The sequence below is a fragment of the Mycobacterium neumannii genome (assembly GCF_048452905.1).
Lineage (GTDB): Bacteria > Actinomycetota > Actinomycetes > Mycobacteriales > Mycobacteriaceae > Mycobacterium > Mycobacterium neumannii_B.
On record NZ_JBCGVF010000008.1, the window covers coordinates 198,422 to 211,419 of the forward strand.

Sequence of the window (12,998 nt, forward strand, 5' to 3'; positions counted from 1 at the left end):
GCGCCGAGGCAGGGACGTGACCCCGACCGTCGTCATGGTTCGTTCCGCGTGACCTGACACAGCCCCCGGGTGTGCCGATCTCCCAGCTATCGCTTGTGGCTTTCGTTCACCCAGAATCAAAACCTTCAGGCGGCGAGCGGCCGTCCGTAGCGTCAGACCACGTGACCGCCCCACCGGACCTCACCGCGCCCACCGCGCCGATCACGGCCGGGTCCCACGCGAATCGCGTTCGGCGGCAACATAAGTGGGCGGTGATCCGGTGGACGTCGCCGGTGGTCCTGCTGATGCTGTGGCAGCTTCTCAGCGCGGTCGGCGTCATTTCCCAGGACGTGCTGCCCGCCCCGTCGCTGATCTTCGAGGCGGGGGTGGAGCTGGTCCGCAACGGCCAACTCGCCGATGCGCTCAGCGTTTCCGGAATCCGGGTGGTCGAGGGCCTGGTCCTCGGCGGTGTTCTCGGTATCGCGCTCGGGACGGCCGTCGGCCTGTCGCGGTGGGTGGAGGCCGGCATCGATCCGCCCATGCAGATGGTCAGGGCGCTGCCCCATCTCGGCCTGATCCCGCTGTTCATCCTGTGGTTCGGCATCGGCGAACTGCCCAAGGTGCTGCTGGTGGCGTTGGGTGTCACTTTTCCGCTGTACCTGAACACGTTCTCGGCCATCCGGCAGGTCGACCGGAAGCTGTTCGAAACCGCTCAGGTGCTCGGGTTTTCGTTCTGGCACCGGTTCTGGCGCATCATCGTGCCGAGCGCGGCACCCCAGGTGCTCGTCGGGTTTCGGCAGTCGTTGGCGATCGCATGGCTGACGTTGATCGTCGCCGAGCAGATCAACGCCGACAGCGGGATCGGCTTCCTGATCAACAACGCGCGCGATTTTCTGCGCATCGACATCATCATCTTCGGCCTGATCGTGTACGCGTTGCTCGGTATCGGTACCGACGCCATCGTCCGCGTTCTGGAACGACGCGCATTGAGGTATCGCTCATGACACTGGCCACTGCACGAGAACTCCGCACTGCGGCCGAGCTGCGGCACGTCGACAAGTGGTACGGCGACCACCACGTGCTCGTCGACGTATCGATGAGGATCGGCAGCGGCGAGATCGTCGCGCTGATCGGCCGCAGCGGATCCGGTAAGTCGACCGTGCTGCGGGTGCTTGCCGGCCTGTCGGCCGAACACAGCGGCCAGCGTGTCGTGTCGGGCCCGCCCGCACTGGCTTTCCAGGAGCCGCGGCTGTTTCCGTGGCGTGACGTGCGCACGAACGTGGAGTACGGACTCACCCGCAGCGGGTTGCGCAAGGATCAGGCCCGGATACGCGCCGAGCGGGCGCTGGCCGACGTTGGGCTCGCCGACTGTGCCGACGCATGGCCGCTGACGCTCTCGGGCGGTCAGGCACAGCGGGTTTCGCTCGCCCGTGCTCTGGTGGCCCAACCCGATGTGCTGCTGCTCGACGAGCCGTTCGGCGCGTTGGACGCCTTGACGCGGCTGAGCATGCGCGAACTGCTGCTCGACCTCTGGCGCGAGCACGGGTTCGGCGTGCTGTTGGTCACGCACGACGTCGACGAGGCCGTCGCGCTCGCCGACCGCGTGCTCGTGCTCGACGACGGCCGCGTCACCCACACGCTCCACATCGCCGACCCGCGCACCTCGATCGGCGCGGAGAATTACCGCGCCGAATTACTCGCCCAGCTCGGCGTGCAGGGCTGAAACCGTAAGCAACCGAAGGGGTTCGTTATGTCCAGGGTCGTCGCTGTGCTCGCGCTCATCGGTCTGTTGGCGACCGGATGCGTGTCGCGGCAGAACAGCCCGAGTGCTCAGGAGGCACCGGCCACCGTAGCGTTGTCCGACCTTGCCGGACTCACACTCAACGTCGGCGACCAGAAGGGCGGCACCGAGGCGCTGCTGCGCGCATCGGGCGCCCTCGACGGCTTGCCGTACGCGATCAACTTCTCCACGTTCACATCCGGTCCGCCCCAGATCGAGGCCGCCACCGCCGGAAAGATCGACTTCGCGATCACCGGTAACACACCGCCTATCTTCGGCGCGGCCTCCAACGCGAGGGTCAAGGTGGTGTCGGCATACGACGGCGGCGGATACGGGGATCAGATCCTCGTCCACGCCGACGCACGGATCCAACGCGTCGCGGACCTGCGGGGAAGGAGCATCGCAGTCGCCAAAGGCAGTTCGGCGCATGGTCATACACTCGTTCAACTCGACCGCGCCGGATTGGGTGTGGCCGACGTGAAACTGGTGTTCCTGCAACCCGCCGACGCGCTGTCGGCGTTCACCCAGCGTCGCGTCGACGTCTGGGCAGTATGGGACCCCTACACCGCCCAAGCCGAGACCGATCTCGCGGTGCGCAGCATCGCCACCGCGACCGGTGTCACCAATGGCGCAGGCTTCGGTGTCGCCTCCGACGCTGCATTGGCCGACCCGAAACGCAACACAGCGCTGAGCGATCTGCTGCAGCGCTACGCCAAGGCTGTGCGATGGGCCGACGACAACCGCGAGCAGTGGGCGAAACGCTACGGCGAGGAAGTCGGTCTCGATCCCGCGGTCGCCGCACTCGCACAGGGGCGCAGCCTGCGGTTGCCCACTGACCTGTCCGACGGACTGATCGCGTCTGAGCAGGAGATGGCCGACCTGTTCGCCGAGTCCGAACAGATCGCGGCGGCACCGGATTTCGAGCGTTGGGTCGACCGCCGCTATACCGACGTGCTCAAACCCCTCTACCTGACTCGCGATTAGGAGCGATATGTCCACGGCAAAGTTCTTCTGGTTCCTGCCCACCAGCGGTGACGGCCGGTCCATCGTCGGTACGTCGCACGCGTCGTCACAGCAGACGGTGCCCGCCAACTACCGCCCACCGACGCGGCGCTACCTCGCCGAGGTGGCCCGCGCCGCCGACCGCCTGGGCTACGAAGGGGTGCTCACCCCGACCGGAACCTGGTGCGAGGACGCGTGGTTGAGCGCATCGGCACTTCTGGCGGAGACCGAGCGGTTGAAGTTCCTCGTCGCGTTCCGGCCGGGGCTGACGCCGCCCACGCTCGCCGCGCAGCAGGCGGCGACGCTGCAGCGGTACTCCGAGGGGCGTGTGCTGCTCAACATCGTCAGCGGGGGTGACGATGTCGAACAGCGCCGGTTCGGCGATTGGCTCGACCACGACCAGCGCTACGCGCGGACTGGGGAGTTCCTCCACATCGTCGATGCCATCTGGCGTCAGGAATCGCTGGACTTCGAGGGCGATTACTACAGGGTCGCCGACGCCCGGGCGTCGGAGCCGCCGGATCCGCTGCCGCGGATCTATTTCGGCGGATCCTCACCGGCCGCGCTGCCGATCGCCGCGAAGTACGTCGACGTGTACCTGACGTGGGGCGAGCCCCCGCAGGACGCCGCCGCGAAGATCGCGCGAGTCCGTGAACTCACCGAACAACGCGGTCGCACCGTGCGGTTCGGCATCCGGCTGCACACGATCAGCCGCGACACCTCGGCGGCCGCCTGGGCGGTCGCAAATGAGATGCTGTCGGGCCTCAGCGCTAGCCAGATCGCCAAAGCCACTGCGCTGCAAGCTGAGTCGCAGTCCGAAGGGCAGCGGCGGATGACCGCACTGCACGGCGGTCGGACCGATCAGCTGGAGATCTACCCGAACCTGTGGGCCGGTGTCGGCTTGGTGCGCGGCGGCGCGGGCACGGCGCTCGTCGGCAGCCATGAGGAGGTCGCCAATCTAATCTACGAGTATTACTCGCTCGGCTTCGACGAGTTCATTCTGTCGGGCTACCCGCACCTGGAAGAGGCCTACTGGTTCGCCGAAGGCGTGTTGCCGCTGCTGAAGCGTAAGGGCGTCTCCTAGCGCGGGTGGTCAGCAGCTGAACTTCTCGCCGGTCTGCGGGGGCGCAGCGACCGACTGCAGGCAGCCGAACGGTTCGATACCTGCATCGCTGAACTTGACCGCGGATTGGTAGGCGTGGTTGACACAGAAGAGTCCGACGGTGTCGGTCCGGCAGCGGTAGTCCCCGAACGACAGCACCAGGCCGTACGGAAGCTCGGGCCCCTCGCCGGCGGTGAACCGGCCGGGGTCTCCGTGCACGGAGCCGACGGTCACGCTGTTGCCGTCGTAGTCGACCCAGCCGCCCTTCCACTCGCCGTAGGCGTCATCCGGCCGCGGCGGCGGGTCGACCAGGTCCACCAAGCAGGCCAGCGCACCGTCGGCGTACTGGCTGTCGGTCATACAGCTCGTCTTGCCCGACGGCGTGGTGAACGCGACGTCCTCCCCGAGATCCGTCGTCTGGCCCTCACGCATGGCCACGTGGTACTGGCCGGCGTCAGCGGGTTCACCGGCTTCGACCCAGGCCACCACATCGCCGAACGGCGCGCCGGGGGCCGGTGGAGCGGTCGGCTTCGGTTTGGTCGTGGTCGTGGTGGGCGAACTCGCCGACGGCGCCGGCGGGATCGGTTCGATCCGCTCAGCCTGTCCGCCCGTCGTCGTCGAACACCCCGCTACCAGCACAGACGCGATCAGCACAGCCATTCGCATACCGGCCAGGCTAGCGGGCCGACACGCAATCCCTGGCCAGGCGCGGCGGGAGGCCATGCTGGAAGGTCATTGCTAACGTCGGGTGATGCACGAACACACCGTCCGCGCGACCATCGCCTCCGGCACCATCGAGGGGTTCACCCGCGACGGCGTGCACCGTTGGCGCGGCATCCCCTACGCGCGCCCGCCGGTGGGTCCGCTGCGCCTGCGCGCGCCCCAGCCGGTGCAGCCGTGGCGCGGCGTCCGCTACTGCCACGGGTACGGCAACTGCGCCCCCCAGCAGCGCATGTACACGATGCTGGCGCCGGGCAAGTACCAACCGATGAGCGAGGACTGCCTGACCCTGAACGTGGTGAGCCCGAAGAAGCGGTCGGACTCCGCGCTGCCTGTCATGGTCTTCATCCACGGCGGCGGCTATTTCATGGGGTCGTCGGCCACGCCGATTTATGACGGTGCGGCGCTGGCCCGCAAGGGATGTGTGTACGTGTCGGTCAACTACCGCCTGGGCGCGCTGGGGTGTCTGGACCTCTCGTCGCTGTCGAACCGGGACGTCACGATCGACGACAACCTGTATCTGCGTGACCTGGTGATGGCCCTGCGCTGGGTACGCGAGAACATCGCGGTGTTCGGCGGCGATCCCGACAACGTCACGATCTTCGGTGAGAGCGCCGGAGCGCACGCCGTCGCCACATTGCTCGCAGTGCCTGCGTCGAAAGGCCTTTTCACCAAGGCGATCTCGGAGAGCCCGGCGGCGGGGATGGTGCGCACCCCTGAGGTGGCCGCGCAGTACGCGACGCGGTTCGCCGCGATGCTGGGGGCGGGGGAGGACGACGGCGCCGACGCGGTGATGGCGGCGCGGCCGGCCGAACTGGTGGAGGCGTTCGAAGAGCTCATCAAACAAGGCCAGCGCGAGATGCTCGGCGCCTTCGCGGCCGGTCCCACGAGCGGAACCGATTATCTGCCACAGGATCCGGTGGAGGCGATGCGCAGCGGTAAGGGCCACCGGCTTCCGCTCATCGTCGGGACCAATGCCGAAGAGGCCAACCTTTTCGGTCGCTTCCTCAAGCTGTTGCCCATGTCCGAGCCGATGATCGAGCGGCTGCTCGCCGAGGCCGAACCCGAAGAGCGCGAACGCATCACCGCCGCGTATCCGGGCTATCCGAACCAGAAGGCATGCGTCCAGTTCGGCAGCGATTTCGCGTTCGGTTCGGCCGCCTGGCAGATCGCCGAGGCGCACAGCCGCCATGCGCCGACCTACCTGTACCGCTACGACTACGCTCCGAGGCCGTTGCGCTGGTCGGGACTCGGCGCAACGCACGCCACCGAGCTGTTGGCGGTGTTCGACGTGTACCGCACCGGGTTCGGTCGTCTGCTCACCGCGGTCGGTGACCGCCGAACTGCGTTGCGCGTCAGCGATGACGTCCAACGCCGCTGGCGCGAGTTCGCCCGCACCGGTGTGCCCGGCCCCGACTGGCCCACCTACACCAGCGCGAACCGCGCTGTGCGGGTGTTCGATCAGCGCCCGCGCACCGAGTTCGACCCGCACGCCGCCCGCAGGGAGGCATGGGAGAACTTCTCGCTGGTCTCGCGTTGACGGTGGCCCCCAGCCACCACGGAATGTCCCACGGAGGTGACACGTGCCCACCATCAACATCGTCGAGCGGCCCGCAGAATTGAACGCCGAGTGGCTGACGTCGGCGATCGGATCACCGGTCGCGGACTTCTCCTACGAGCGCATCGGGACCGGCCAGATGAGCGAGTGCTACCGCGTCGCGCTGACGTATGCGGGCGAGGACACCGGCCCCGCGACCGTGGTGCTCAAGGTGGCCGCCACTGACCCGGTCAGCAGGCAGACCGGTTTGGCGCTAGGCCTGTACGAACGCGAGGTGCGGTTCTACACCGACATCGCGCCGCGGATCGGGGGGCCGGTGGCGCCGTGCTTCTCCTCGGCGTTCAACGCCGAAACCGGCGCCTTCCATCTGCTGCTCGGCGACGCGGGACCCGCGACCGTCGGCGACGAGATCCGCGGTGCTTCAGCTGAACAGGCCATGCTGGCGCTGTCCGAGCTCGGCCGGTTGCACGGGCCGCTGCTCTGCGACCCCGCTGTCGCGAACGCCGAGTGGCTCAACCGAGAGGCGCCGGTCAACCAGGCGCTGATCGCCGGCTTGTACGCAGGCTTCGCCGAGCGGTACGCCGACCAGATCGCGCCCGCGCACCGTGACGTGTGCGAGCGACTGATCGCAAGCTTCGACCCCTATATTGCCGCGGAATCCCCGCCCGATCAGGTCATGGGGCTCGTGCACGGCGATTACCGCCTCGACAACATGCTGTTCGGACAGCCGGGCGCGGATCGTCCTTTGACGGTGGTGGATTGGCAGACGGTCACGTGGGGGCCGGCGATGACGGACGTCGCGTACTTCATGGGCTGTGCGCTTCCTGTCGAGGTGCGCCGCGAGCACTACGACGCGCTGCTTTCCGCATACCACTCCGCGCTCGGCCCGAACCCTCCGATCACCCTCCACGACGTGCGCGACGGGGTGCGCAGGCAGACTTTCTTCGGCGTGATGATGGCGATCATTTCCTCGATGCTCGTTGAGCGGACCGAGCGCGGCGACGAGATGTTCATGACGATGCTGCAGCGCCATTGCGAGCATGTGCTCGACGTCGACGCGCTGAGCGCGCTGCCAGAACCGACTGTGCCAGAACCGCTTACGCCCACCGCCGAGGACGATGGCGAACACCCGCCCGGTGACGAGCCGCTGTGGAACGAGAGCTGGTACTTCGACTTCGTCGACCCGCAGCAGGAGATCGGCGGGTGGGTGCGTTTGGGGTTGTACCCGAACATCGAGACGTCCTGGATCAACGGCCTGGTGTGTGGTCCGGACATCCCGACCTACGCGCTGCTCGACTTCGAGGGCACCGATGCGATCGAACTGACGCTGACCCCGACCGAACCGCTCAAGACCTTCCGCGTCACGATGCGTGGCCGCGGCCAGGCGTACGACGATCCGGCGGGACTGCTCCGCAACGAATCCGGCCGCCCGGTCGACGTGTCGATGGAATTCGAGTGGACCACCACCGGCACGCCGTATATGTACCGGGTGACCCCGCGGTACGAGATCCCGTGCTCGGTGTCGGGCACGGTGTCCGTCGACGGTCGCGAGTTCACGTTCACCGGTGTGCCGGGGCAGCGTGACCACTCCTGGGGTGTGCGCGACTGGTGGGCGATGGACTGGGTGTGGAGCGCACTGCACCTCGACGACGGCACCCACCTGCACGGCGTCGACATCCGCATCCCCGGCGCCCCGCCGCTCGGTATCGGTTATGTGCAACCGCCCGGTGAACCGCTGATCGAGCTGCAAACTGTCACCGCACGAGAGACGTTCGCCGACAACGCTTTACCGGTGGAGACGACGCTGGCCCTCAGACCCGGTGATGTCACGGTCACGGCCGAGGTGCGCGCCCACGCTCCCGTGCTGCTGACCTCACCCGACGGCCGGATCAGCCACTTCCCGCGCGCATGGGCGACGGTCACGACCGCCGACGGCCGCAAGGGCGTTGGCTGGCTGGAGTGGAACCGCAACCAGGGCTAGCAAATCGCCTTTGTTGCGCGAGCGTGCGGGTCTGCATACGACACGCCGCGAAAATTCAGCGTGTCGTGCACGCTCGCACCGCGGCGAGCGTGCGCTACCGCGGCGCGTACATGATCAAACCGACCCCGGCCAAGCAAATCAGCGCACCGGTGACATCCCACCGGTCGGGCCGGAAACCGTCGGCGATCATGCCCCACGCGAGTGAACCGGCGATGAAGACTCCGCCGTACGCCGCCAGAACTCGACCGAAATGGGCGTCGGGCTGAAACGCGGCGACGAAACCGTAAGCGCCGAGCGCCATCACGCCCGCCCCGATCCACCACCAACCGCGATGCTCGCGCACGCCCTGCCACACCAGCCACGCGCCGCCGATTTCGAGCAGCGCGGCGAGGAGGAACAGCATCACCGATTTCAGCACCATCACGACACTCAGCGTGCCGTGAGCGTGCGCAAAATGCTGGCGCACTGCGGCGTGTCGTGTGCAGACTCGCACGCTCGCGGCACAGAGGGAGGGCTATGCGAGGTGGGCGCTGTCGTCGTCGAGGTCCTCGCGGTTCAGACCCATCGGCGTCGCGGCGGGGACATCACCGCCTGCGACGACTTTGCGGGTGATCGGGGTCAGCGTGCGGAACAGCGTCTCGACCTCGTCGTCACTCAACGCGTCGAGCACCGGCAACGCCAACCGGTCGGTGCCGTCCTCGATCTGTAGCTTGAGATCGCGGCCGGCGTCGGTGAGCTCGTCACCGTCGATCAGCCCCCGCTCGGCGAGCCGGTCCCGGTACAGGGCCCACTGTTCGTCGTCGTAGTCACGGCTGCGCATGATCATCTCCTTGGGCACACGGCCCGCGGCGGCGTGCAAGATGTTGCTCTCGCGACCGGAGATCCCGTGACTGATGAGCAGCGCGATGTGACCGTCGCCGCGCTGTTCCCGCAGCAATGTCGTGGCGTGCCAGAGCTTGCTCAGGGGTTCGTCCGGCCATGGCAGTGCCGCGTTCGCGGCGAACAGGCATCGGCCGTCGAGCGGGGCGTTGCGGGCGGCCTTCGCCAACAAGTCGGCCGCGGTCGCCAGCTCGTCGCCCTGTCCGACGCCGTAGCGCTCGAGCGCGGCCACCGCGGACTCCAGTCGCACCCGCAGCGCGTCGGCCGGGGCAGCGACCTCCCACGCCGCCGGAAGGGCCTTGGCCACCCGCTGCGGGGCGAAGTTGTAGAACGCCGCCGTCACCACGTCGGGCGCCACCTCGCCCAGCGGTGCCGATCTGGCCGCGAAGTAGCCCATCCAAAATCCCTTGTAGCCAAGGCCGTCGAGGGCGGCGCGAGCTTCCGGGGCGAAGTAGGTGACGGCGTGCACGGGTTCGAGTCGGTCGAAGAAACGGCGTGCCAACGATGGTTGCCTGTCCACGTCCGCAGTTAACCACTGCGCTTGATCCCGGTTAGCCGCGGCCCGATCAAGACGGGTCAAAGGCCTGAGTCATCCCCGGACACCGCCGAACTGGCTTCGTCGATGATCGCGCGCATGGCCTGTTCGGCCGCCACTTCGTCGCGCATCCTGATCGCGCGTGCCACCTCGTCGTGCAGGTTGATCGCGGCCGGGTTCGGTGTCGAGGGCATCATCCCGTGGTGCGTCCGCCCGGCGAGCACCTCGGCGACCACGCCGTCGAGCGCGCGGAACATCTCGTTGCCGCTGGCTTCCAACATGGTCCGGTGAAACAGCTTGTCGGCCTCCAAATAAGCCTCGAGATCACCTGCGCGACCGTGTACGACCATGTCCGAAACGGCGGCCGCCATGATGCGGCATTGATCGGGGCCGGCCCGCCGCGCGGCCAGCGCCGCCGCCGCCGGCTCGAACCCGCGGCGTAGCTCGGAAAGCGAGAGGAGTTGGGCGGCCCGGTCGCCGGCCTCCACGCGCCAGCGAATCAGCCTGGGGTCGAAGACGTTCCACTTCTCTGCGGGCTGGACCGTGATGCCCACCCGTCGCCGCGACTCCACCATGCCCATCGATTCGAGCACCCGGATCGCCTCGCGCGCCACGCTGCGCGACACCCCGTGACGCGCGCTGACCCCATCGAGGGTCAACACCTGCCCGGGGGGATACTCACCGGAGACGATCGCGGTGCCCAGCGCCTTGAGAAGATTGCCATGCAGCGCGCCGACGATTGGTTGAGACGCCACGCATACATCTTTTCATAAGATCACCAAACCCGATTAAAGACATATCAATAAGTGACGCTATTGCAATCGTATGCCTATTACGGCATGCTGTGTGATGCCAAACACAACTGGGTAGGTGGAGGGAATGGCATCTCCGATCGTTGTCATGGGCGTCTCGGGCTCGGGCAAGTCGACGGTGGGTGCCGCGCTTGCGCAGCGTCTGCGCGTACCGTTCGCCGACGCGGACGACTTTCATCCGCCTGCCAACATCGCGAAGATGACGGCCGGTGAGGCGCTCAACGACGACGACCGCTATCCGTGGCTCGAAGCGATCGGGGAGTGGTTGGCCGAACGGTGCGAAACGGGCGGGGTGATGAGCTGCTCTGCGCTCAAGCGCAAGTACCGCGATCAATTGCGGCTTCACTGCCCTGAGATGGCACTGCTGCATCTGGTCGGAACCCCCGAGGTCATCGGCAGGCGGCAGGCCAGCCGTCCCGGTCACTTCATGCCGGCATCGCTGCTGGTTTCGCAATTCGAGACTCTCGAACCGCTGGGATCCGATGAGCACGGTGTTGACATCGACGTCGACCAAAGCATCGATGCCATCATCGACAGCTACGTTTCGACAACGGGTTCGACCGACCGGTAAGCGCGTGACCGACACACCGGATGAGCCAAAGACATTGCCAGTAAAGCACTTTGATTATTCACCGATAAGTGAAATCGCATGGCACTGACAGTTCGGAGGCCTGATGGAAGCAATCGATCCCGCCTACGGAGCCACGACGCTCCTGTTGATCGCTGCGGGCGCGGTGGCGCTGCTGCTGTTTTTGATCATGAAGGTCAAGCTGCACGCCTTCGTAGCGCTGGTGCTCGTCAGCGTGCTCACGGCGCTGGCCGCGGGCATCCCGGTGGGCGACGTTCCCGACGCCATCAGCTACGGCTTCTCGAACACCCTCGGCTCGGTGGCCCTGCTCGTCGGCTTCGGCGTCATGCTCGGCCGGCTGCTCGAAGTCACCGGCGGCGCCCAGGTTCTCGCCGATACGCTCATTGCCCGCTTCGGTGAGAAACGGGCCCCACTCGCCCTCGGCGTCGCCGCTCTGCTGTTCGGTTTCCCGATCTTCTTCGACGCGGGCCTCGTCGTCTTCCTGCCGATTGTCATGACCGTCGCCCGCCGCTTCGGGGGTTCGCTGCTGCTCTACGGTCTGCCGGCCGCCGGAGCCTTCGCCGCGATGCACGCCCTGGTCCCACCCCATCCCGGTCCAGTCGCAGCGGCCGAAGCGCTCGGCGCGAGCATCGGCGTGACGCTTCTGATCGGCGCCCCGGTCGCCATTCTGTCCTGGTACATCGGCGTGCTGCTGGTCTCCCGGGTGATCGGGCGCCGCGTCCACGTCGACGTCCCGACGGCGTTGTTCGGCGAGGTGAACGGCGGAGCAACTAATGCCGAGCCTGAGGCCACCGCCGGCACCGGCAATTCAGCGGTCGCCACCGCGGCCCGAACCGCACCGTCGTTCATCACCGTGCTCGGCGTGCTGCTCCTGCCGTTCGTGTTGATCTCGTTCAACACCGTTCTCGACACCTTGGTCTCCGCCGGCGTGCTGGAAGAGGACGCCACCTGGGCCCGCTACCTCATGTTGCTCGGCAACACCAGCGTCGCTTTGCTGATCACGGTGATCGTTGCGGCCGTGGTGCTTGGGCTGCGGCGGGGCCGGTCGATGGACGACGTCAGCGCCCTCTACGACAAGGCCCTCGGGCCCATCTGCTCGGTCATCCTGATCACCGGCGCCGGCGGCATGTTCGGCGGGGTGCTGCGGTTGAGCGGCATCGGAAGCGCCTTGAGCGACTCGCTGTCGGGACTCGGAATGTCGCTGATCGTTCAGGCCTTCATCATCGCGACGCTGTTGCGCGTGGCCCAGGGTTCGGCGACGGTCGCCATCACGACGACGGCGGGTCTGCTCAGCGCCGCGGCGGGCGAGGCGTCCTTGAGTAGTGTTCACCTCACCCTGCTGGTCATCGCCATCGCCGCTGGAGCGACCGTGCTCTCACACGTCAACGACTCGGGCTTCTGGTTGGTCAGCCGCTTCTTCGGGATGGACGTGAAGACCACGCTGAAGACCTGGACGGTCATGGAGACCGCGCTCGGCCTCACCGCATTCGGTTTCAGCCTCGTTGTGTGGCTGGTGATCTGACCCCGAACAAGTTGTGCCAACGGCGTCGACCGCTCTGACGATCAACCTTTGACGACTTGCGTACCGCCCGCGAGTTCGTCGTGCTTGCCCTGCTTGGTGGGGCTGCCGCTGATGGTCACGGCGATGACGATGATCGCGATGACGCCGAGCAGTCCGCCGACGAACGGGATGATCGGGAGCAGCGTCCACGAGTTGCGAATGGCCGCCTGCGCGGCGGTCGGCTTGGCTGCCCCGCCAGGGCCGCGAACGGTCAGGCCGAGCAACTTCTTGCCCGGTGTCGAACCCGTACCGGCTTCGAACGCGAGGAAGTAGACGAACATCAGGCCGCCGGTGAAGAAACCGGTGACCATGATGTTGGAGGCGGAATCGGTGGCGAAGGCCAACAGCCAACTCACGATTCCGACGAGGATGCCGTCGATGAACCGCGCGAGCCAACGAAGAAGCACGCCGCCCGGCTGACCGCCGCCCACGGGATAGCCGCCGTACTGTTCAGGCTGGGGTCCGGGATTTCCGCTAGTCATCCGAGTCAATGTACCGGC

General features: G+C 67.0%; 13 protein-coding genes. 8 read left to right on the plus strand and 5 right to left on the minus strand.

Going from position 1 to position 12,998, the window contains the following annotated elements; translation table 11 throughout:
- Window positions 1-284 precede the first annotated feature (284 nt).
- The 4 genes from AAHH99_RS23665 to AAHH99_RS23680 are packed head-to-tail and all read left to right on the plus strand — an operon-like array spanning window position 285 to window position 3,845.
- Entirely contained in the window at window positions 285-983 is a 699-nt protein-coding gene (locus tag AAHH99_RS23665) for an ABC transporter permease (RefSeq protein WP_418771113.1), read from the plus strand.
- Complete coding sequence (locus tag AAHH99_RS23670; RefSeq protein ID WP_418770899.1) at window positions 980-1,702, plus strand: ABC transporter ATP-binding protein; 723 nt, start codon at window positions 980-982, stop codon at window positions 1,700-1,702. Before AAHH99_RS23665 ends, AAHH99_RS23670 begins: the two co-directional genes overlap by 4 nt.
- Before the next feature lie 27 nt (window positions 1,703-1,729).
- Window positions 1,730-2,743, plus strand: a complete 1,014-nt coding sequence (locus tag AAHH99_RS23675; protein ID WP_418770900.1) for an ABC transporter substrate-binding protein — start codon at window positions 1,730-1,732, stop codon at window positions 2,741-2,743.
- A gap of 7 nt (window positions 2,744-2,750) precedes the next feature.
- On the plus strand, window positions 2,751-3,845 hold the full coding sequence (locus AAHH99_RS23680; RefSeq protein WP_418770901.1) for an LLM class flavin-dependent oxidoreductase: 1,095 nt from the start codon (window positions 2,751-2,753) through the stop codon (window positions 3,843-3,845).
- Window positions 3,846-3,854: 9 nt separating this feature from the next.
- Here the strand turns inward: AAHH99_RS23680 and AAHH99_RS23685 are convergent, their stop codons facing one another.
- Window positions 3,855-4,529, minus strand: a complete 675-nt coding sequence (locus AAHH99_RS23685; protein WP_418770902.1) for a hypothetical protein — start codon at window positions 4,527-4,529, stop codon at window positions 3,855-3,857.
- A gap of 85 nt (window positions 4,530-4,614) precedes the next feature.
- On the opposite strand from AAHH99_RS23685, the gene AAHH99_RS23690 reads away from it, so the two are divergent.
- Window positions 4,615-6,123, plus strand: a complete 1,509-nt coding sequence (locus AAHH99_RS23690; protein ID WP_418770903.1) for a carboxylesterase/lipase family protein — start codon at window positions 4,615-4,617, stop codon at window positions 6,121-6,123.
- 43 nt (window positions 6,124-6,166) lie between these two features.
- Window positions 6,167-8,122, plus strand: coding sequence for a phosphotransferase (locus tag AAHH99_RS23695; RefSeq protein WP_418770904.1), 1,956 nt, complete (start codon window positions 6,167-6,169; stop codon window positions 8,120-8,122).
- 94 nt (window positions 8,123-8,216) lie between these two features.
- Here the strand turns inward: AAHH99_RS23695 and AAHH99_RS23700 are convergent, their stop codons facing one another.
- The 3 genes from AAHH99_RS23700 to AAHH99_RS23710 all read right to left on the minus strand — a co-directional run bounded on the left by AAHH99_RS23700 (window position 8,217) and on the right by AAHH99_RS23710 (window position 10,291).
- On the minus strand, window positions 8,217-8,543 hold the full coding sequence (locus AAHH99_RS23700; RefSeq protein WP_418771114.1) for a YnfA family protein: 327 nt from the start codon (window positions 8,541-8,543) through the stop codon (window positions 8,217-8,219).
- Between the two features lie 93 nt (window positions 8,544-8,636).
- Window positions 8,637-9,521 carry an SCO6745 family protein gene (locus AAHH99_RS23705; RefSeq protein WP_418770905.1) on the minus strand — a complete coding sequence of 295 codons (885 nt, stop codon included), beginning with the start codon at window positions 9,519-9,521 and terminating at the stop codon, window positions 8,637-8,639.
- 56 nt (window positions 9,522-9,577) lie between these two features.
- Complete coding sequence (locus tag AAHH99_RS23710; RefSeq protein ID WP_418770906.1) at window positions 9,578-10,291, minus strand: FadR/GntR family transcriptional regulator; 714 nt, start codon at window positions 10,289-10,291, stop codon at window positions 9,578-9,580.
- A 124-nt stretch (window positions 10,292-10,415) separates the two neighbouring features.
- On the opposite strand from AAHH99_RS23710, the gene AAHH99_RS23715 reads away from it, so the two are divergent.
- Window positions 10,416-10,919 carry a gluconokinase gene (locus AAHH99_RS23715; protein ID WP_418770907.1) on the plus strand — a complete coding sequence of 168 codons (504 nt, stop codon included), beginning with the start codon at window positions 10,416-10,418 and terminating at the stop codon, window positions 10,917-10,919.
- A 103-nt stretch (window positions 10,920-11,022) separates the two neighbouring features.
- A complete protein-coding gene (locus tag AAHH99_RS23720) occupies window positions 11,023-12,459 on the plus strand; it encodes a GntP family permease (RefSeq protein WP_418770908.1) in 1,437 nt (478 codons plus the stop codon).
- Window positions 12,460-12,500: 41 nt separating this feature from the next.
- Here AAHH99_RS23720 and AAHH99_RS23725 read toward each other — a convergent pair whose 3' ends face one another.
- Window positions 12,501-12,980 carry an RDD family protein gene (locus AAHH99_RS23725; protein ID WP_418770909.1) on the minus strand — a complete coding sequence of 160 codons (480 nt, stop codon included), beginning with the start codon at window positions 12,978-12,980 and terminating at the stop codon, window positions 12,501-12,503.
- Window positions 12,981-12,998 lie beyond the last annotated feature (18 nt).